Source organism: Bradyrhizobium sp. 25ACV (genome assembly GCF_054863005.1).
The window spans coordinates 213,967-234,725 of sequence record NZ_JAVAYO010000003.1 but is presented as its reverse complement, the minus strand read 5'-3'; the positions used below and the strand labels follow the sequence as shown (position 1 = coordinate 234,725).

17 protein-coding genes and 3 pseudogenes are annotated in these 20,759 nt (G+C 60.7%); 9 read left to right on the top strand and 11 right to left on the bottom strand.

Translation table 11 applies throughout. The features are described 5' to 3' along the window. The first annotated feature begins 112 nt into the window (after window positions 1-112). Window positions 113-3,940: an anti-phage defense-associated sirtuin Dsr1 gene (gene dsr1 / locus RAD04_RS08145; protein WP_461623353.1), complete on the top strand. Its 3,828-nt coding sequence runs from the start codon at window positions 113-115 to the stop codon at window positions 3,938-3,940. A 543-nt stretch (window positions 3,941-4,483) separates the two neighbouring features. Here the strand turns inward: dsr1 and RAD04_RS08140 are convergent. From RAD04_RS08140 to RAD04_RS08125, 4 genes and pseudogenes are all read right to left on the bottom strand, one after another. Continuing rightward, window positions 4,484-4,663: a hypothetical protein gene (locus RAD04_RS08140; RefSeq protein WP_461623352.1), complete on the bottom strand. Its 180-nt coding sequence runs from the start codon at window positions 4,661-4,663 to the stop codon at window positions 4,484-4,486. Window positions 4,664-4,961: 298 nt separating this feature from the next. Next, window positions 4,962-5,531, bottom strand: a complete 570-nt coding sequence (locus tag RAD04_RS08135) for a hypothetical protein (RefSeq protein ID WP_461623351.1) — start codon at window positions 5,529-5,531, stop codon at window positions 4,962-4,964. A 27-nt stretch (window positions 5,532-5,558) separates the two neighbouring features. Further along, a pseudogene (locus RAD04_RS08130) lies at window positions 5,559-5,960 on the bottom strand (recombinase family protein); the annotation flags it as partial. Continuing rightward, window positions 5,858-6,592, bottom strand: a complete 735-nt coding sequence (locus tag RAD04_RS08125; protein ID WP_461623350.1) for a recombinase family protein — start codon at window positions 6,590-6,592, stop codon at window positions 5,858-5,860. The pseudogene RAD04_RS08130 and the gene RAD04_RS08125, both read right to left, overlap by 103 nt. Before the next feature lie 4 nt (window positions 6,593-6,596). Here RAD04_RS08125 and RAD04_RS08120 point away from each other — a divergent pair, with 4 nt between their 5' ends. From RAD04_RS08120 to RAD04_RS08105, 4 genes and pseudogenes are all read left to right on the top strand, one after another. Next, a complete protein-coding gene (locus RAD04_RS08120; RefSeq protein WP_461623349.1) occupies window positions 6,597-7,049 on the top strand; it encodes a hypothetical protein in 453 nt (150 codons plus the stop codon). Between the two features lie 508 nt (window positions 7,050-7,557). After that, window positions 7,558-9,123 (top strand): amidase, encoded by a 1,566-nt coding sequence (locus tag RAD04_RS08115; protein WP_461623348.1) that lies wholly within the window; start codon window positions 7,558-7,560, stop codon window positions 9,121-9,123. Window positions 9,124-9,186: 63 nt separating this feature from the next. Beyond that, window positions 9,187-9,645: pseudogene (locus tag RAD04_RS08110) on the top strand (autoinducer binding domain-containing protein); the annotation flags it as partial. A gap of 19 nt (window positions 9,646-9,664) precedes the next feature. Next, window positions 9,665-9,850, top strand: a pseudogene (locus RAD04_RS08105) (SAM-dependent methyltransferase); the annotation flags it as partial. A 546-nt stretch (window positions 9,851-10,396) separates the two neighbouring features. Here RAD04_RS08105 and RAD04_RS08100 read toward each other — a convergent pair. Both RAD04_RS08100 and RAD04_RS08095 read right to left on the bottom strand, forming a co-directional pair. After that, window positions 10,397-10,816, bottom strand: a complete 420-nt coding sequence (locus RAD04_RS08100; RefSeq protein ID WP_461623347.1) for a CBS domain-containing protein — start codon at window positions 10,814-10,816, stop codon at window positions 10,397-10,399. 182 nt (window positions 10,817-10,998) lie between these two features. Next, window positions 10,999-11,469, bottom strand: coding sequence for an aminoacyl-tRNA deacylase (locus RAD04_RS08095; protein ID WP_461623346.1), 471 nt, complete (start codon window positions 11,467-11,469; stop codon window positions 10,999-11,001). Window positions 11,470-11,963: 494 nt separating this feature from the next. Between RAD04_RS08095 and RAD04_RS08090 the strand changes: the two genes are divergently transcribed. Next, complete coding sequence (locus RAD04_RS08090; RefSeq protein ID WP_461623345.1) at window positions 11,964-13,781, top strand: DEAD/DEAH box helicase; 1,818 nt, start codon at window positions 11,964-11,966, stop codon at window positions 13,779-13,781. An 18-nt stretch (window positions 13,782-13,799) separates the two neighbouring features. Here RAD04_RS08090 and RAD04_RS08085 read toward each other — a convergent pair whose 3' ends face one another. Next, complete coding sequence (locus RAD04_RS08085) at window positions 13,800-14,753, bottom strand: alpha/beta hydrolase (RefSeq protein ID WP_461623344.1); 954 nt, start codon at window positions 14,751-14,753, stop codon at window positions 13,800-13,802. Window positions 14,754-14,942: 189 nt separating this feature from the next. Next, on the bottom strand, window positions 14,943-15,263 hold the full coding sequence (locus RAD04_RS08080) for a HigA family addiction module antitoxin (protein ID WP_461623343.1): 321 nt from the start codon (window positions 15,261-15,263) through the stop codon (window positions 14,943-14,945). Window positions 15,264-16,068: 805 nt separating this feature from the next. Here RAD04_RS08080 and RAD04_RS08075 point away from each other — a divergent pair. Further along, entirely contained in the window at window positions 16,069-17,559 is a 1,491-nt protein-coding gene (locus tag RAD04_RS08075; protein WP_461623342.1) for an amidohydrolase family protein, read from the top strand. Between the two features lie 3 nt (window positions 17,560-17,562). Beyond that, window positions 17,563-18,492 (top strand): CobW family GTP-binding protein, encoded by a 930-nt coding sequence (locus RAD04_RS08070; protein WP_461623341.1) that lies wholly within the window; start codon window positions 17,563-17,565, stop codon window positions 18,490-18,492. A gap of 76 nt (window positions 18,493-18,568) precedes the next feature. Here the strand turns inward: RAD04_RS08070 and RAD04_RS08065 are convergent, their stop codons facing one another. Further along, entirely contained in the window at window positions 18,569-18,946 is a 378-nt protein-coding gene (locus RAD04_RS08065; RefSeq protein ID WP_461623340.1) for a tautomerase family protein, read from the bottom strand. A gap of 160 nt (window positions 18,947-19,106) precedes the next feature. Between RAD04_RS08065 and RAD04_RS08060 the strand changes: the two genes are divergently transcribed. Beyond that, the gene (locus RAD04_RS08060) at window positions 19,107-19,706 is read left to right on the top strand and encodes a TetR/AcrR family transcriptional regulator (protein WP_461623339.1); all 600 of its coding nucleotides are present in this window, start codon (window positions 19,107-19,109) and stop codon (window positions 19,704-19,706) included. Window positions 19,707-19,766: 60 nt separating this feature from the next. Here RAD04_RS08060 and RAD04_RS08055 read toward each other — a convergent pair whose 3' ends face one another. Together RAD04_RS08055 and RAD04_RS08050 are read right to left on the bottom strand one after the other, a co-directional pair. Next, window positions 19,767-20,234 carry a hypothetical protein gene (locus RAD04_RS08055; RefSeq protein WP_461623338.1) on the bottom strand — a complete coding sequence of 156 codons (468 nt, stop codon included), beginning with the start codon at window positions 20,232-20,234 and terminating at the stop codon, window positions 19,767-19,769. An 11-nt stretch (window positions 20,235-20,245) separates the two neighbouring features. Then, window positions 20,246-20,746, bottom strand: coding sequence for a hypothetical protein (locus RAD04_RS08050; RefSeq protein ID WP_461623337.1), 501 nt, complete (start codon window positions 20,744-20,746; stop codon window positions 20,246-20,248). Between the last annotated feature and the right edge of the window lie 13 nt (window positions 20,747-20,759).

The window sequence follows — 20,759 nt, the reverse complement described above, 5'->3', positions numbered from 1 at the left end:
GCGGGGCGTGGCTCGACCTAAAGTCGTCATTGCGGTTAGCCGGTTGTCCCGGTACTGATCGACTCACTACCATAACCGCTCAGTCATTTTCCCGCAGCCCTTCGATTTTACTATGCAATTTGTCGCAAACGGCCCTGATATCCCCGATCATCTCTTGGAGGCGCATGAGGAAGGTCGCGTTATCTTCTTTTGCGGCGCTGGAATTTCGTATCCGGCAGGGTTGCCAGGATTTGCTGGGCTAGTAGACGACATCTACAACCGCCTCGGCACGAAACGCACTGCCATTGAGGAGCAAGCTTACGGCCGAAGTCAGTTCGATGCCACGCTCGACCTGCTAGAGCGTCGAATGCCGGGACAACGTCTTGCTGTGCGGCAAAAGCTGCCTGAAGTACTGAAGCCAAAATGGCACCGCAAGGGTGCAACGGATACGCACACAGCTTTGCTAGAGCTCGCTCGCTGTCGTGACGGCGCTGTCCGCCTAGTGACAACGAACTTCGACCGCATTTTTGAACGAGTGAAGAAACGCCCGGGCAAGGCTTTTAATTCGTTTGCAGCACCTATGTTGCCAATACCAAAGAACAGTCGTTGGAACGGGGTAGTCTATCTCCACGGCTTACTTCCCGAACGAGGGGACGATAGCGCGCTTCATCGCCTAGTACTAACTAGTGGCGATTTTGGTCTCGCCTACCTGACCGAACGTTGGGCCGCACGCTTCGTCGGCGAACTGTTTAGAAACTACGTAGTTTGCTTTGTCGGATACAGCATCAATGATCCAGTGCTTCGTTACATGATGGATGCATTGGCTGCGGATCGGATGCAAGGCGAGGTCACGCCGGAAGCCTATGCTTTCGGCGATTGTAGACCAGGGGATGAAACCAGACAGCAAAACGAATGGGAAGCAAAGGGAGTCATTCCCATTCTGTACGACGTGCCCCCCGGCGGACACGATCATTCCGCACTACACAAAACACTGAAAGCGTGGGCTGAAACGCACCGGGACGGCACGCTTGGCAAAGAAAGCATCGTCGTTGACTATGCTTTGGCGAAGCCGTCCGCGAGTACGCGGCAGGATGACTTTGTTGGACGACTGCTTTGGGCTGTTTCCCATGAGTCTGGATTGCCTGCGAAGCGCTTCGCAGAATTCAACCCGGCACCCGCTCTCGATTGGCTAGAAGCGTTTTCAATAGATCGATACGGCCATGCCGATCTGAGCCGCTTCGGCATTTCACCTAAGAAAAAGGCCGAGGGCAAGCTGCAGTTCAGCTTAATCCGCCGACCTGCGCCCTATTCCCACGCACCTCTGATGGCGTTGGTGTCGCATGGAGCTGAATGCGGCCATTGGGACGACGTCATGTTCTATTTGGGGCGTTGGTTGGTACGTCATCTGAACGATCCCTCTTTGATCATCTGGGTGGCTGCACAAGGAGGCCGATTGCACGATCGCTGGCTGTTGCAAATCGACCACGAGCTAAACCGCGTTGCCGGCTTGCAGCGTGACGGCAAATCCGCCGAGATCGATGATATTCGGACCAGTGCGCCGAATGCGATCGCCGGACCGTTGATGCAAATTCTGTGGCGGCTGCTACTCACAGGAAGAGTAAAGTCGCCTTTGTTGGAGCTGGACCTTTATCGCTGGAACGATCGTTTGAAACGCGATGGTTTAACGGCTTCTCTACGAATTGAGTTGCGCGAACTACTGTCGCCCAAAATATCCCTAAGAAAGCCATTTCGATGGGGCTCGGAGCAAGATGTTGAGCAACCGACGCGCGTAAAGGATTTGGTGGACTGGGAACTAGTCCTTACCGCAGACCATGTCCATGCCTCCATTAGCGATTTTACCCATGATACATGGCGCGCGGCGTTGCCAACCCTTATCGGTGACTTTCAGCAATTGCTGCGAGATGCGCTAGACTTGCTTCGTGAACTGGGCGCAGCGGATGAGCGCAGTGATCACTCCCATTGGGATTTGCCGTCGATCAGCCCGCATTGGCAGAACCGTGGTTTCCGAGACTGGGTGGTGTTGATTGAGCTGCTGCGAGATGGATGGCTCGGCCTGCGAAAACTTGCGCCCAGACGCGCGCAGCAGATTGCGTTATTATGGTTTGAAGAACCTTACTCAACGTTCAAGCGGCTGGCGCTCTTCGCCGCTACTCAAGAGGATTGCGTCGACGAGATTAAGTGGGTTGAGTGGCTGATATCAGAAGAAAGATGGTGGCTTTGGACGGTCGATGTGCGACGCGAAGTCATGCGTTTGCTCGTTCAACAAGGTGCGAACCTTTCGCAAGAGTCTCAAGCTAAACTCGAGGATGCGATCCTTGCTGGTCCGCCTAGGTCAATGTATCGCGATGACCTTGAGCCGGAACGCTGGAAGTGGCGGGTTGACCACTCTGTTTGGTTATACCTAGCGAAGTTGCGCGAAGGAGGGGCGCAACTTGGAACGAGTGCAGCGAGTCACTTCGATGCGTTATCAGCGCAATATCCCGATTGGCGCCTTGAGGATAATCAATCGGATGAATTCTCGCATTGGATGAGCGGCACCGGTGATCCCGATTACGAGAGTCGGCGTTACGTCGAAGCTGCGCCGCGCAAGCGAAAGGAGCTCACAGAATGGCTCAAGCAAGCCAAGCCGGAGTCTGAGCGGCGTTACGATGCAGAGGACAATTGGCGTGATATCTGTCGCACGCGCTTCTTCCACAGTTGCCTTGCCCTAGGTGACCTCGCCGAGGAGCAAATCTGGCCGGTCGAACGCTGGAGGGAAGCGCTCCAAGTGTGGAGCGAGCCGAACTTAGCTCGCAGGTCATGGCGTTATGGCGCACCTTTAGTCGGTGCCATGCCCGAAGCAATGATATCGGCGCTCGCACACAGCTTGACTCGATGGATGGAAGTGACCTCCAAGCTGATGGATAGCCATCAGGACATTCTGATGGACCTGTGCCGGCGCGTTCTGGCATTGCATTTCGAGCCGACTACGATTGTCCGCGGAGACACCGAAACGCGCATAAGTCCGGTGACTGACGCGATCAACCATCCAGTGGGAATCGTTGCGGAGGCGCTGCTGAACTACTGGTTTAAACGCCAGCCGAACGACAACGATTCGCTTCCGCCGGACATAGCCGAATTTTTTACGCGGTTGTGCGATGTCAAAATCGAGAAGTTCCGGCACGGGCGAGTGCTACTCGCTTCGAGGCTCATCGCACTTTTTCGAGTGGATCGCCGTTGGACTGAGTTACACCTATTACCCCTCTTTGATTGGACAAATAACTCCGTGGAGGCCCGGGCTGTTTGGGATGGCTTTCTTTGGTCGCCAAGATTGTACCGTCCTCTTCTGCTAGCTTTTAAGGCTCAGTTCCTCTCAACGGCGCATCATTATACGGACCTTGGTGACCATGGTCGCCAATTCGCAGCATTTCTTACTTACGCCGCGTTGGACCCCGTTGAAGGCTACACGTACGCTGATTTCCGAAGTGCAATTGAAGTTCTGCCTCGGGAAGGATTGCACGAGGTAGCACGCACGCTTTCACAGGCTCTCGGCGGAGCCGGTAACCAACGGGAGGACTACTGGAAAAATAAAGTTCTTCCATTTTGGGTGCAGGTTTGGCCCAAGTCGCGCGAACTCGTCTCGAAGCAAATTGCTGAGTCACTGGCTCTCGTCAGTATCGCAGCAGGTAATGAGTTTCCCGCAGCACTTGCTACGATCGCGGATTGGCTAATTCCGTTGGAGCATCCTCACTATGTGATCCATCGATTGCATGAGGCAGGACTCAGCGCCCAGTTTCCTGAAGCGGCGCTCCGGTTGCTCGATATTATCTTGACTGACCAACCCTGGGCGCACCATGAAATCAGGCAGTGTCTCGCAGCGATCCATCAAGCTGCGCCCATCCTCATAAAGGACCCTCGATATCAACGGTTAGTGGATTATGCTCGCCGTCGAGGCGCCTAATCCAGGTTGTACGACACCTTCACTCGTCCCGCTTTTAATCTGGACACCTACAGGGACACGATTTTCGGCTGCTAATTACAAGCACTTGATATTCCTAACAAAATAGGAATATCATTCTGACTTCCCTTCTCCCACCAGGGGAGAAGCCGCCCGTCGACGTTAACAGAGTGGGGCGGGTCTTAGCGCTGCTCCACCCTTGCGCGCCAAAGGGCATCGAAAGTGTTTCGGTCAGCCGGCGCCCAGGCTTTTGCGTCCATCGGATTCCTAGACTTTTCGGTAAGCGCACCTTCAAGTTCTCTATCGGATTGCGACTGGGTCGAAGCTGGAGCGGGCCACTCCAACAATGACTTCGAAAGCATGGGCCTGCCTTCGTACCAGCATCTTCGTCCGTCGATGATGCGCCAAGACCAATACTCCCGCGCATTTGGTGGCACCTCGGCGCTGCATTGTTGTTTCGCCTGCGCAGTTGGCAGTCCAATCAATAGGAGCGCAGCGATGCAAGTGGCAAAACGAATTGATGGAAGCTGTTTTGCCATCTGAGCGCTACGGGCTACTTCGTTGCTGCAGCCGAGCTATGGCGACCACCAGATCGGGCCGCTCAAGAACCTCCACCAGCTTATCGAGGATCATCCGCTCATTGTCGTGGGGACGAGGCTGAAGGTATTCGTCCAGTATGCATTGGGCTTCGCTGATGGCGTGAATAGCCAATTGCTGATCTGTCATTGAGTCTTACCTATTCAGATCGCATTCAAATCGCAGGGGCGCCGTTAAAGGAAGATGGAAGATCAAGACTTGATTTTGACTTATCCCATCAAGTTTTATTTCACTGCGCGGTAAGGGGTGTTGTTCCCGAAAGCAAGCGTTGACAGGCCACGCCGAAAAACTCGCGGGGGACTTAGGGGCGGGACGGAAATGGGGTCCCGGCTCGCTGGAGTTAATCAACTGGGGGAACCGGCAGAATTAAGCGAGACCAAAAACTCGGGTAAATGCTGTCGGGGGGAACGTAGGTAGCGCTCTCCCGCTACCATGTATCCCCCACTATTATGGTGGGCTCCGGAAAGACCCCTCCGCCGACCAATGCGGCCAGCTTTCCCTTGACCTCGATCTCGAAGCCTTCCCGAGGGCCTTTCGGATGGACAATGACGCTGTCCACAAGCGACCTGAAGTCGGCGACCAACGGGCCGCGATCGTCTTCCGCGCTTGCATGGCTTGCTATCGTGTCGGCTAGCCCATTGACGGTTTCGATGTAGCGATCCAGCGTTGCCGGACGCAGTGAGATTGGCGTAGGGGCCTTCTCGAGGGCAGCCAGTTCCGCCTCGACGCGCAACCGCTCTTGCTTCAGCTCGGCTATCCGTTGCTTAGCATCCTCCTCGGAAATCACGTACTTGATCACGAGATCAATGTTGCGCTGACGCTCGCCTTCGATCCGATCACGTTTGGCCTCTAGCCGCTGGCGCTCCGCAGAGGCGTTCCCCGCAAGCCGCTCTCGTTCACTGTTGTAGCTGCGGACATAGGTCTCGATCAGCCGTGGGTCCTTCAACTCCTCGACCATCCCGCTGAGCACAAGTCCTTCGACGTCGCGCAGGTACATGATCCTGCGATTCGAACAACTGCCACTCTCGCGCACAGCTGAGCAACGAATCCTGGTCTTTCCGGTCTTGTCGCGGTCGTGAACTGACATGCCAGATCCGCAACAACTGCACCGGAGAAGACCAGACAGGAGATGCGGCGCCCGTCGCTTCATGTGGCTGGCCAAATGACCCTTCTCAGTTTTCAAAGCGTGCGCCTGCTCCCAAACGGATTGTTCGACGATCCGCAGTTGGGGCACATTAATGCTCTGCCACTCCTCACGAGGATTCGGGCGAGACAATCGTTTACCTGTATCGGGATCCTTCACCATCCGGACCTTGTTCCAGACTATGCGGCCAGCATAGAGCTCCTTGAAGATGAGCCCCGTCCCGCGCTTGGCGTTGCCGTTGATCGTCGACGCATTCCATCGCCGACCTCGCGGTGGATGGATATTTTCCCGATTGAGATCCTGCGCGATCTCTCGGGGGGCCGTCCCGCTGCGTATTCTGTAAAAATCCGTCGGACGATCGTAGCTTCATCTTCGACGATCTCGAGCTCGCCGGGTTTGCCGGGTAGCGCTCGATATCCGTAGGCACGCCCTCCAGCATGTCGGCCATCGCGTATCACGCCGGCCATGCCGCGGCGGACCTTCTTCGCACCGTCCTCGCGCTGCATCTGTCCGACGAGGCCGCGGATCCCAATCAAGATCGAATCCGCAGTGCCATCGTGGACAGCCTGGATCTCGATCCCCTGGAAAGACAACCTTTTGTGAATGCCGGCTAGATCCTCCATGTCGCGTGACAGACGGTCCAATGCCTCTACGATCACAACTGTGAAACGATTCTGGCGCGCAGCGTCCATAAGCTGCATCAAACCATCGCGGCCGAATACCGAGGCTCCAGAACGCGCCTTGTCTTCAAAGGTACCCACGACATCGAGTTGATGACGAGCCGCATAAGCGCGGCAAAGGGCAATCTGGTCTTCAGTCGATTTTTCGTTTTGAAGCTCGGTCGAGAACCGAGCATAGATCGCTGCGGGTTTCATCTCGAATACCACTGCTGATGCGCTTGTCGCCAGCGGCATCGAGATGATTCTTCATCAGGCGCTCGCTATCGAAGAGATGATCGCGTCTTGCGTCGGCAATTGCAAGTGCTTCAACAAACTTGATCAGAGCAGGATCGATTTGCGCCGAGGCTGCGAACCGTGGTCCACGACTATGAATTTCTCTCGTCCCTGCGCGCTTCATCCCGGCAAGATGCTGCGCGTTGGTAAGCGAAAGCAGGACGCTTATGCGCCGATCGTGGAATTGGATATGATAGGGAACAAAACGGACAAATTCTCAGAAGATGAAAATGGTGCAGTGAGTCTTATTCTGCGCGCGCCGCCGTCAGGAACACGCTGCGCCATCAGTTGCATGAGCCTGCAACCAGAATGTCATGAGCGGCGAGAAATGTTCGGGTTGGTTGATTTTCCTGCGTTTTTGTTGGATTTCGACCGCGTTCGTTGCGTTCCGTTCTTGCCGTTTCTGGCGCGAAACTAATGCGGTCAGTGCATTGGGCGCGCATCGCGCGACTGGTCGCGATCGTCCGCAGTGGCGTGGGTCTGCCCTATGACGGACTGGCGGGTTTTCAATTGGTTAGCAGGCCGCGTGTGCACCGGGAGATCAAGAAAAATTATGCAACAGCCAATGTGAGCAGGGCAGTAGGTTATACAGACTGCAGCGCCCACTGGCCCTCAGGCGCTGCTTGTACTCGCGCTGCCTTTGCGGTGATTGCTGACATGGTATGCTCCTCGCCGTAGATCGATACGGCATCGGGTCACGAGCCTTGCACCACGACACCAGCAGCGGCGCGCGAGTTCGAGTTTCGACCGCAAAATGCCCGCTCGCGTAACGCAGCTTCGTTGCTTTGTGTGACGACGCAGCACTATTTCCGTCTCGTCCTCATCGATTCACCCTTTAGGGGAATTGCGACTTGAAATCGCGCGGCGTCGAATTGGTGCAAGCTGTCCGGTCGCTCACCAGCTCCACCAACGGGAGACGAGACATCATGAGCCAAGCCCCCTACGAGAGTTTTGAAGGCCAGCCGAACCTGGAGCGCCGCCGTCTCCTGGGCATCGCCCTTGCAAGCGTCGCGGGGTCGGTCCTGCCAGCAGCGTCGAGCGCGGCCGCCGCCGGGCCGTCCGAAAAGGTCGATGTCGACGGCATTGCCTACCTGACGGCCGGCGAGGCGCTCGCGAGATTCAAGGCCAAGACGCTATCGCCGGTCGAACTGTTGCGGGCGCAGATCAAACAGGTCGAAGCATGGGAGCCGACGCTCAAGGCAACGACGTACACCTATTTCGACGAGGCGCTGGAACAGGCACGGATTGCGGAGGGAAAGTACGCGCGCGGCGAACCAGTCCGCCCGCTGGAAGGCATCACGTGTTCCATCAAGGACTATCACTCCGTCAAGGGCAAGATCACCACCTACGGCTCGCGGCTCTACAAGGATTTCGTTCCGGACCAATCCGCGCCGACTGTGGAGCGCCTTCTCGCCGCCGGGGCGATCATGCATTGCCGCACGACGACACCGGAGTTCGCGCATTCAGGCGTAACGGCGTCCCTGCTTTGGGGCGTCACGCACAACCCGTGGAACCCTGCCTATACCCCCGGCGGCTCGACGGGCGGAGGCGGCGCGGCCCTGGCCGCCGGCTACACGACCTTGCAGGACGGCACGGATGGTGGCGGGTCCATTCGCATCCCGGCTGCGATGAACGGCGTGTTCGGCTACAAGCCGCCATGGGGACGCAACCCCGACGACCGCGAGCACCCGAATGAATGGCTGATCCATTATGGCGGGCTGGCCCGCAGCGTCGTTGATTGTGGGCTGATGCAGAACGTCACGTCCGGCCAGCATCCGGCCGACATGTCGTCCCTGCGGGACAAGGTGGTCATTCCGCCGACCTTCGACGGCATCGCCGGCATGAGGATCGCGCTGTCGATGGACCTCGGCTATTTCGCGGTCGACCCCGAGGTCGAGAAGAACACACGCAATGCTGTGTCGGTCCTGCGTTCCCTCGGCGCCGTGGTCGATGAAGTCGACATCGGCTGGACCAAGGAAATCGAAGAGACGTGGAACACCCGGTGGCAAGGCGTGTTCTACGCGCTGGCGGGCAGTCTTCTGACCAAGTCCCGCAACGACGTGGACCCGTATGTCATCAAGATCCTTGAAGAGGGCAAGAAGCACGACGTCACGAAGTTCTACAACCTCAATACCGTGCGGCAGAAGATGTACGCATCGATGACGAAAATCTTCGAGACCCACGACGCGCTGATCTGCCCGACGACGGCAACGACGAAGATCGTCGCAGGGCGAAGCAGCGAAGAGCCGCTCACCATCAACGGTAAGTCGGTGAACCCGTTTATCGGCTGGTTCATGACGTATCCCTTTAACCTGGTCGGCACGCTCCCCGTGATGTCCGTGCCCACCGGTTTCGATGCTGAAACAAGCGTGCCCACCGGGATGCAGATTGTCGGTCCAGCCTATGACGACCTGAGGGTGTTCCGCATCGCCTCCGCATTCGAAGGCGCGACGCACCCCTGGCAGCTTCGGCGACCGAAGCTGGCCGCCTAGCGCGGCTTGACACGTGCGAGCCGCAGGGGGACCATTAGGAACCATGATGAGAGATGGACCCTGATGTCTCTCCCAGCAGCTCACGCATTTTCCACCGCCGACCGCGAAGCTCTAATGGGTAGCTTCGCGGCCGACCTCGAACGGGCGGGTGACCTCGAGTCCGCCCTGGATGCGTTGCATCAAACCCTGTCGGGCCTGGGTTTTTCCTCCTTCGCCTATGGCATGGCCAGCACGCCGAGAGCGCAAGACGGCAGCTTCGCGTCACCCATCGTGAAGACGCGAGCCTTTCCAAGTCGATGGGATCGGCACTGGAGCCATCTTTGCGACCCCTACTACCGGTTCTGCTTCACGACGACTTTGCCCCTCAGGTGGGTCGACGTGCAGGCCCACGAACGCCTGAGCGCCGGCGAGCGGGCCTGCGTGGACCACCTGAACGACAAGAATCTGCACTACGGCATCACCGTTCCGATGCACATGCCGAACGGGTCATTTGCGTTCGTCAGTGCGATTTCGGAAAGCGCGACCAGGTACGAGACCGGTTATGGGCGAGGGCGGCACGTTCTATCAATTCACCTACGGGCCGCGCTGCCCCGTGCCGCGTCCAATCCTGGACCGTCTCGGGTTGAAAGCAAGCCTCGTCGGGCGCACGGCGATCAATCTGCCGCCGGCATCCGTCTATCGCATACGCCGACGCTCGGAGGCCCCGGGCAGAAGGCTGTCGAGGTAGAAGTCGGCAAGTTGGTTCGGCCGTTAATCAAGGTACCGTTCGTGGCGATGCAGGCCGCTCGTCCACCATCCAAAACGTCCAACAAAAACGTCCAACATGTCGTCCTACATTCGGGAAAATTCTTCACAACATTCGAAATCTTGACCGGCAATAAATTGTTGAAGTTGTGAAGGAAAATCGGCATTATCTTCATCGGCGGATATCAAACCAGAGGCTCCTAGGGAGCGCCAAATCCGCGATATTCCTCGACTTTTTGCTGCGACCCCATCCGATGGCGGCCCCGTCCGGCCGCGTGATCTCGCTTGGTCATAGGTTCGCGCCGCAGCGTCGACGCTGATGCTGATGAAGCGATCGAGCGAACCCGCCCTGACATTCACTCCGGCGCAAAGTAAACCACATCGCGCCGTCGCTTCTGTGCCGCGCGATGGTTGCATGACGAGCGCGTGGCTCGGGCTCCCCTCAATGACCGTTTGAGCGGCGATCGCGAGAAGAGCCTCGGTCGCAAGCCTTGGCCGCAAGCCTTGGCCGTAAGTCCTGGCCGCAAGTTCAGTGATGCGCCGAAACGCTCCTGACGGTCTCGGTGAGCATATCGCCGGACGCGGAATGGCCGACGTCGCCCAGGCTGATGATGCCGACCATCCGCTTGCTCTTGTTGATCACCGGCAGCCTGCGGACCTGCAGCTTCTCCATGTGATGCATCGCCTTGGCGAGGTCATCGTCCTCGCGGCAGCAATGGATGCCCTCGGTCATCACGTCGCGCGCCGTCGCGCGGCCGGCATCGAAGCCGTGGCTCGCGAGCCCTTTGCAGACGATATCGCGGTCGGTCACCATCCCGACCAGCTTGTCATCCTCGCCAATCGGAATGCAGCCGATGTCATGCGCCCGCATCAGTTTGGCAAGCTCGGTGATTGGGGTGTTGGGGCTGACCCAATCGACACCCTTGTGCATCACGTCTTTGACTTTCATGGCGAGCCTCCGTTGGTGGGTTTCAAGTGCGTTGATGCAATGTAACGGCACCCCCAATCTTCCGAACTCCGACCAGACAAGCGCAGACCCTCTCGCCGCCACCCTGCGGAACAGTATGACGGCGACCTCGCGGCCGGAGTTCCCGCCCAAGATCGCAACGGCAATCGGCGGTCTACAAAACCTCAGTCATGCGCGCTGAAGCGCCCATGCGGTGCGTTGGCCGTCAGGCGCGCAAACTGCGCGTGACCCATATGGAGCAGCGTCTCATGATCGCCGGCTTCCATATAGATGTCTGGCTGTGCCTCGATGCTGTCCTCGACGATCATTTCCAATCCGTAGCATTTGCCGACGGCGGGAACCGCACCGTGTGCACAGTCGCTGAACAGCCGATTGACCTCGGTTTCATTGGCCATGTGGACATTGTCGCCGAGGCTTGTCCTCAGGTCCGACAGGCGGAGGTGATGCGATGCGGGCAAGATGGCCAGCATGTATCCGCCGTCGCGCCGCAACACGATGCCCTTAGCGAGGCGGTCGCCCGAGATATGGCAGGCCTCGGCCGTTCGAGCGGATGTCATGCTGAGTTCGTGCGGGATCACCTCGTACTGGATGTTCTCAGCGGCGAGGTATTTCTGGAGCGTGGGAGCAATGGCCATGGCATCACCTCCGATGCGGAATGCAAACCATCCACCGTGAGGTCGACCCTGCAGACTCTCGCCATACGATGGGCGGCTGCCTGACTAGAGACCCAACATAGGTCTTCCATCCGCAAGCTGCAATTCATCATCAGATAGTCGGGATAATCGTACTATCCAGCGGCGGAGAGTATGCGGATGCCCCAATGCGCTTTCTCTTTCTAACCTAACCGGCTCTTGCTGCGCTCCGTTTGGGCACAAGGTCTCGCTGAAGTTGTATAGTAATTTCAATTACATAAGAGTTCGCGATTTCCTGAGCGGCGCGCCGGACAAATCCTAAGCCATTGAAAACCTGCACACTCTAGGCAACCATGTGAGCCTGGAGAGCCGTTCGGCTATGCACGTAGCCTCACAGGATGGTCCGCAATGGCGACTTCGGGTCATATGCAGCGCGCTTCGCGAACTTCCGCTCCCATCGTCACGCCGGATGCTCAAATCAACCTCGCGGTCGCAGCATGGGAATCCTGATCCCCAGTCTGGGCTTCGCGCGCTTCGACAGCCGTGGAGAGCTACGACTCGCGGAACGGCTCAAGGACTTCCTCGAAGAGAACGCCGTCGTTTGGCACAACCTCCCTGTTGGCCCACTCAACCGCCATCCGGATTTCATCATCGTTCATCCCGCGAACGGTCTGCTCGTGCTCGAGGTGAAGGACTGGCGCCTGGAGACGATCGTCTCGGCCGATAAGACAAAGGTGGAGCTGCTGACAAGTCGTGGCGTCGTGCGGGAGACCAATCCCCTCGAGCAGGCTCGCAAATATACGTTCGAGGTCGTGCGCACCTTGGAGCGCGACGGGCAATTGCTGTTTCCGCCCGGTCATCGCTACATGGGCCGATCCCTTCTTCCGTTCGGCTTCGGGGCCGTGTTCACGAATATCACGCGCAAGCAGTTCGATCAGACCAATCTCAAGGATGTCTTCACCGAGCATCTCTGTGTGTTCAAGGATGAAATGACGGAGGGCGCGGATCCCGAGGAATTCCGGTCCAGATTGTGGCGCATGGTCTATCCCCGTCTCGGAGACCCTCTATCGCTGCCGCAGTTCGACCGACTGCGCGCACTGCTCTTCCCCGAGATCCGCATCCGACAGATTGCGCTGCCTCTCGACGATGCGACTGGGGTCGATCCCTCGGACCGGACGCTTGCGGTCATGGATATGCATCAAGAGCAGTTCGCGCGAAGTCTGGGAGAGGGGCACCGAATCATTCGCGGCGTCGCCGGATCGGGCAAGACCCTGATCCTGGCCTTTCGAGCCGAGTATCTGGCCCGTGCGGCGGCAAAGCCGGTGCTTATCCTGTGTTACGCCAATGGCATCGCCGGGCGACTTGAGGATGCCATGCAGAGCAGGGGCGTGGAGAACCGCGTTCAGGTCCTCACGTTTCATTCCTGGTGTTACCGGATGCTGCGGACTTACGGGATTTCCGCCCCATCCGAGCGAGACTATCCTGACTACGCAAAGCGACTGGCTGCGAGCGTAGCAGAGGTCGTGAAGGCCGTAGATCAAGGCCACATCCCGATGGAGCAGTACGACGCTGTCCTCATCGACGAGGCCCACGACTTCGAGCCGCAATGGCTCGCGCTTGCGGCCAAGATGGTGAACCCGCGCACCAAGGCGCTGATGGTCGTCTACGACGACATCCAGGCCATCTACAAAGGACGTGAACGCCCGGTTTGGAGTCAGCTCGGAATCGAAGCCAAGGGCAGAACGACCGTGTTGAAGGTCAACTACCGCAACACGGCGCAAATCGTCGCCTTCGCGAGACGCTTTGCTGCAGACGTCATTGGCGCCCCCGGCATCACAGCTGACGACGAGCACGCCATCCTGTTGCCCGAAGATGCCGGCCGGCAAGGACTGGAGCCGGACGTTCGGCGGTGCGTGAGCGTGGACGCAGAAGCCCACTGTGTCGCCGAATGGTTTCTCGACCGGAAAAAGGCCGGGTACGAGTGGTCGCAGATGGGGTGTCTCTACCCGGAGCACTGGATCGGCGGGCGGGTCGCGCAGATACTCGCCACGCATGACGTGCCGATCGATATGGCCAAGGACAATCGCAACAGGGTTTCGGTCAAGCGGGTGGCCGTGCGGTTTTTAAGCATGCACTCCGCCAAGGGGCTGGAGTTTCCCTGCGTCGCCATTGCCGGCCTGGGCTTGCTCGGCCGCCATGGCGAGACCGTCGAGGAATGCGTCCGACTGACATATGTCGGGGTGACCCGGGCGACTCACGAGGCGCTCCTGACCTATTCGAGCGAGTCCGCATTGGTGCAGCGTTTGATCGCGTAGACTGGCATAGCCACTCTCTCACGCCGTCGTGCCGTCGATCGAGCGGCGGATCACCTTCTGCACCTCCGAATTCGACAGGAACAGGTCGTGGTTGATGATGCCCCAGCCTTCCTGGGAGGCATCGACCACGCGCACGCCGAGCCGCGCGATGACGGCCTTTTCGGCGGCGCCGACCCTGGTCATTCCACCTGCGATCTGTCCGGATAGCGCGAGTGCGCGGTCGTTCGTCGCGGCGATCACGGTGATCTTGCCGGCCAGCGGACCGATGCGCTGGATCGCCGACGAGAACACGTCCATGTCGATATCAGGCGCGGCAAACACGACCGCGCCGATCTTGCTCGTCACCGTGTCGCCGTATCGCGCATGGAGCTGACGCAGGCTTTCGAGCGTCAGCATGGTTCCCATGCTGTGGGCAACGATGTGCACGCGACCGGCGCTTGGCGCCGACACCAGCGCAGAGAGGACGCGTTCGAAATCGTCGCGAGACCACATCGCGCTGTCGCGGTCATAGGCATAGTCGAACAGACCGGCCTTGGAGGGCCAGGAGAACACCATGGTCCGGCCGCGGAACTTGATTCCATCGGAGAGATGGGCGCCATCCAGCACGGCCGTCTCGAATGTCTGCTTGAAGCCGTGCACATAGATCAGCACGTCTCCTGTCCCGGCCTGCGCAGCGAGATCGCCAGCGTCGGCCGGTACCGGTTCGACCCGATCAAGGCGCCAATCGCCAAGTCCAACGGAGGCGAGGGACAGACGGCTCTCGTCCGGCGCCGCAAGCTTGGCCCGCGCGACCGTCATGGCCGTCGCGCGTTCCGGCCCAAACCAGGGTTTGGCACGGGCGCCGTTGACGGGCTTGCGCGTGGTGGTGACAAGCACTGTCGGGTCAACCGAGAGGGACGAGGCGTCGAAGCGCGCGCCGGTCGCACCCAGGCCGGCGCATCCGCCGAGCGCGAGGGCACTTCCTGCCGACATAAGTCCGCCGAGGAAAGCACGGCGAGAAACGGAATGACGGGAGTCGCGTTGCTGAGGACGTCGGACGATCACTGGGAACCTTTGGGAACTTTGCCCACCTCACGCCGCCCCGCCTAGCTCACTGAATGACAATGGGGGCAAGAAGACGGCGGAGCAGCTTCGCGGCCGGTTCGAAGTCATGGCGCACTCTCAAACGGCCTCGTAGGACGTAATTTTCTTGATCTGAGGTGCGAGCACGTCCTCTGCCGTTTCGAGGTCGAAGCGGGTCTGAATGTTCATCCAGAACGCGGCGCCTGTCTTGAAGAACTTTCCGAGCCGCAGCGCAGTGTCGGCCGTGACGGGCTTTTCTTCGCGCGCAAGGCGCTCGATCCGAGTGCGCGGCACGTTCAGAGCCGCCGCGACCGCGTAGGGCGTCAACTTCAGCGGAACGAGAAATTCTTCCCGTAGGATTTCGCCCGGATGAATCGGCGGAAGTTCCTTGCCATCTGCGAACCCGTTTTCGTCGGCCACAGGCCGCCGACCGGAGACCACGGAGGTTACTCGGCGGCCGCTTGCTTCTCAAGATGGGACCATGCATTCGAGGCGTGCCACACGTCGATCGGTGCCCATCAAGCGAAACACGCCAATCCGCTGTCAACCCCTCTCCACAAAAATATTCCACTTTACCGAAATTCTGATTTGCCGTATGTGTCGGCCATTCCAGCCCACCAAAGGGGCGGTCGTACGTCGTTTCGAGCGCGGGCTGGGAGTTGCGGTGGACGCGGGCGGCGTTAAAGGCGGAGCTTGCGCGTGCAGGGCGAGAGAACCTCGTGAGCGCGCGTGACCCGCAAAGACGAACGGCGCTCCTGCGTACGGCAAAACCGTGTGGTCCTGGCCGTCGTTGCTACGGTCAAGCCTTTCGCGAAGGCATCATCGCGTCAACCGACGTGATGGCCTGAATTTCGCGGAGGTGACGGAGGCAAGAAGGAACTCGTCTCCGGGGAGAGCGCGGCATATTGGCCGTCAGACCATCGCGCAGGGAAGGCCTGGTTTCGGCTGCCCTGTGTCTCCCCTGTGCATTGCGTGTGCAATCTGTTCAGCACGGGGGTCTTTACGGGTGCCAGCCGGCGCCCGGCCTTCCCTGCGCCCTTTCTTTCCGAGAGGGTGAGGAGAGCAGCATCACTCGGGCAAAACATGCCGCGAGGACGCGAGCGCGCGTCCGCGGGTTGCCTGCCAAATGACCTTCCGTGCGAGCATGCTGCGTCGGCTTCAGTGGAGGTGGTCGTCGCTTCCGGAATCTGCCTTGATGCGATTTCGACGTGGAGGGAGTGACGATATGAGCGGCTTGGTGATCTCTGGCGGCCGGGTGGTAGATCCCGCGAGTGGGATGGACGCCGTCGGCGACGTGGCGGTGGTGGACGGCAAGGTCGCCGCGGTCGGCACGGGCCTTGGCGGCGCCGAGCGGGTGATCGACGCGACCGGCCTCGTGGTCGCCCCCGGCTTCATCGACCTGCACGCGCATGGCCAATCGATCCCGGCGGACCGCATGCAGGCGTTCGATGGGGTGACGACCACGCTCGATCTCGAGGCCGGCGTGCTGCCGGTCGGGTCCTGGTACGAGCGCCAGACGAGAAAAGGCCGCGTGCTGAACTACGGCGCCGCCACCAACTGGGCGTTTGCGCGCATCGGCGCGATGACCGGCTCCAATGCGGAGAGCTCGCTGGAGGCGTTCGGCAACGCCATGCGCGACCGCCGCTGGATGGACAACGTGGCGAGTGATGCGGAGGTCGCCGGCATTCTCGAGCGTCTCGGGCGCGGTCTCGATGAAGGCGGCATCGGCGTCGGCATCCTCAATGCCTACGCGCCGGGCGCCGGCGTGCAGGAGCTGACCGCGGTCTGCCAGCTCGCCGCCGCCAAGGACGTGCCGACCTTCACTCACGTCGCCTTCATGTCGCGCATCGACCCCGAGAGCGCGGTGGAAGCCTATATCCGCCTGATCGGCTATGCCGGCGCCACCGGCGCGCACATGCACATTTGCCATTTCAACTCGTCAAGCAAGACCGACGTCGAGCGTTGCCGCGTGCTGATCGCGAAAGCGCAGGCGCAGGGCCTGCCCATCACCGTCGAGGCCTATCCTTACGGCACCGGCTCGACCGTGCTGGCCGCCGCCTTCTTCAGCGACCCCGAATTCGTCGAACGCAACGGCACCGGCTACGATTCCGTGCAGCGCGTGACCGACGGCTATCGCTTCCACGACCGCGAGGAGCTCTTGAAGGCGCAGGCCGAAGAGCCGTCCTCGCTGGTGCTTTGGCACATCCTCGACATCGAAAACAATTCGCATCACCGCGACCTGCTCGACATGTCGGTGCTGTATCCCGGCGGCGCGATCGCGTCCGATGCGATGCCCTGGACGACGTCGGACGGCAAGACCTACACCGGCGATGCCTGGCCACTGCCGGATGATGCCACCTCGCATCCGCGCTCGGCGGGCTGCTTCACCCGCTTCATCCGCGAATGGGTGCGCGAGCGCAAGACCGTGTCGCTGCTCGAAGGTGTGCGCAAATGCGCGCTGATCCCGGCGGAAATCCTGTCGCAGAGCACGCCGGCGATGCGCGCCAAGGGCCGGCTGACGAAGGGCGCGGACGCCGACATCGTCGTGTTCGACTACGAGAAGCTGTCGGACCGCGCGACCTTCACGGCGATGAACCGTCCGTCCGAAGGCGTGCGGCATCTCGTGGTCAGCGGCCAGGTGCTGATCAGCGACGGCGCGTTGGACCTGGCGGCGCGTCCGGGTAAGCCGGTGCGCCGCCCCGTCGTCGGGGGCTGACCCGTGCCGGTCCCCATTCTCCTGGTGACGGGCTTTCTGGGGGCGGGCAAGACCACGGTCGTGAACCATCTCCTGGCGCATGCGGAGGGGCGGCGGATCGCCGCGATCGTCAACGATTTCGGCGCCATCAACATCGATGCGGAGCTGATCGCGGGCGCCAGCGACGGCGTGGTCAGTCTCGCCAACGGCTGCATCTGCTGCTCGCTCGAAGGCGATCTCCTGCGCACGCTCTCGACGCTGCTGCGGCGAGAGCCAAAGCCCGAACATATCGTCATCGAGACCAGCGGCGTTGCCGATCCCGCCGACATCGTCCGCAATCTGATGGACCCCGTGATCCTGCGCGAGGCGCTGCTGGAGACGGTGCTGTGCGTGATCGACGCGGCGACACCGCCGGCCGCACTGGACGATGCCCTCCAGCGCTCGCAACTGCGCGTCGCCGATATCGTGGCGTTGACCAAGCTGGATCTGGCGGACGAGGGCGCGGGTGCGCGGATGCGTCAGGCCATCCGCGCCTTGCGCCTTCCCGCCGTGGTGGTCGATGCGCGGAATGGCGAGATTCCGTCCGCGCTCCTGTTCCCCGCGAACGTCGAGCGTGCGCCCGCGCCGCGCGATCCGGGCCCGAAACGACCGGCAGAGGAGCGCTTCGAGACGCTGAGCTGGACCTCGGACCGGCCGATCTCGCTGCCCCGCCTGCAACAGGCCATCGGCAAGCTGGCGCCGAAGCTTGCGCGCGCAAAAGGCCTGTTCGAGACCATCGAGCAGCCCGGGCGCCAGATGGTGTTTCAATTCGCCGCCGGCCGCGCCACGCTGGCCCCGGGCGATGCGCCCGCGCCGGGGGTGCCGCGGACGCGGATCGTCTTCATCGCCGAGCTCGGGGTGCTGTCGAAAGCCGAGCTCGACGGCATCATGGATGCGTGCGTTGCTGGCGAGTAGGGCAATCCGCGCCGATCGCAGGGCGTATCAGGCGCCTCAATCCTCGATCGGCAGGGCACCGGCAGGTCCGCTCAGCTCACGCGAATTGCGCCAGCCCGTGACCCACGGACCAGTTCTCCTTGGGGGCATCGAGCACGTTCACGAACACGTCCTCGGGCCGGATACCCGGGCTTTCGCCGAGAAGGGTTGCGATCCGGCGATACAATGCCTTCCTCTGCTCGGGAGTGCGCGAGGCGAACACCGTGATCTGGATCAGCACCGCGTCGTCGCTGCGCTCGACGCCGTAGGCATTGCCGCAGCGGAAATTCGCCGGCTCATGCTCGGTGATGGCCATGAACGCGTCGTCCACGGGCACGTTCAGCGCCTCGCGCATGGCGCGGTAGAGGCCGTCGAGAATCGCCTGCCGGTAGGCTTGCGGCTTGCCGGCGCGCATCGAGATGTGGAGCAGAGGCATCGCGCGTCCCTTTGCATGCGGGCCCGACCAGCAGAGCGAATACGTACGCCGCTGTTCGGCCCAGTGTTGAAACGGGCTATCAATTCCAATTGGTTTTTGACACGATGTCGAGAAAGCATGTTCTTGACGTCGTGTCAAATACTTCAAAAAGGAGCCCAGCTTGAGGCCGCGCGAATTCGACCATGACGATGTCCTGCGCATTGCGTTCGACCAGTTCTGGCGCAAGGGCGTGCTCGGCACCTCGCTGTCAGACATCGCGCGCGATGCCGGCGTCCAGCGCGGCAGCCTCTATAATGCCTTCGGCAGCAAGGAAGCGCTGTTCCTGCAGGCCTATGAACGCTATGCCGGGGAATATCTCCTCGCGCTGCAGAAGGCGCTCGGAACGGGCAGCCTGCGCAAGCGCCTCACTGCTTTCTTCGATCTGACCATCGCCAACTTCCGCTCGGGCACGCCCCCGCGCGGATGTCCGACCACGCGCGGCCTGATGGAGCTCGGCGCCGCGGAAGGCGAGGGGTTGGACGAAGAGGCGCGCCAGGTCTTTGCGGGCCTTATTTCGCGTATCACAGCACTGGTTCAGGACACGTTGTCGGCAGGTGCCGAGCGCGGCGAGTTCAACGGTAATGCCGCGGCCGCGGCGTTGCACATCATCACCGTGACGCGCGGCCTCGCCGTGCTCGAACGTGCCTTCGGCGACGAGCCGCAATTGCGCAAGATCGCCGCGCACACCATCGATCTCCTGCTCGGCAGGAAGGGCGGCTAGCGCATGATCCGGAAAAGTGTGAAGCGGTTTTCCGGAAAGATCATGCGCAAACAACAACCCTCAGCACAAGGCCAGCGCGTTGACCGCCCGCGTTGCCGCAGCTTCCTTGCCCGAGCCGACAAAGGCGCAGACGATGGATTCCAGCTCGCCCGGCTGCTTGCGCCGCGCGACCGCCAGCAATCGCATCAATTCCGTCTCGTCCTTCGACAGCCGGCGACAGGACGGCGGCATGAAGGACAGTTCGCACGGCCGGCCGCTGCGCAGGATCCTGACCAGCGCGGCAGCCCGCGCCACCAGCAGCGGACTGTCGGCAATGCCAGGCGCCTCGTCGGCAAAGCGATAGGCGGCTTCCCAGCAATCGGATGCGCCGGTCGTATAGGCCGCTCCGATGAAGCGGAACAGCGACAGCGCGACGCGGCAGAAATCATCGTAGCTTTCGACGCAGGGGGCCACTCCAAGCGCGGCCTGGAGCGGACAGAGCCGCGATTGCCCGGCATCCGGCACCGAGGCGCAAATAGCTGGGGTCATGACCGATCTCGTCAATGCAATGTCGGGCTTCCGACCAGCCAGCTCTTCATCGCCATGGTCCGGTCATGGTCGAATGACCGCACCTGCCGGTCGGGCATGATGAGACCAGCCATGCGGAAGATCGTGGCGAGCCCCCGCACGGGCGCCAGCGCCCAATCGGCGCCGACCGGCGGCAGCCAGCTCTCGAACCGTTCGCGCACGATGTCGATGCGATCCTGTTGGGCCGCGGCGATGGCCTGCAGAATCCCGTGCTCGCTGTCCGACATGCGCGGACAGGTCGGGCAGTGCACTTCGATCGCGGTATGGGCCGTGCAGGCGAAGATCTCGATGATGGATTCCAGCGAGAGCACGGCATCGCCCACGCGGAAATGGTCGTACACCTCCTGGATATCCGCTGCAGTCGGAACGGCGCCTCCGCTGCGTGCCTTGGCCCGGAATCCCCAGATGAAGAGCCGTTCCGCCGCACTGAGCGCGGGAAGGTCGAGAGACCCTGATGATGTCGATTGATGCATGAAACCTCTGGCC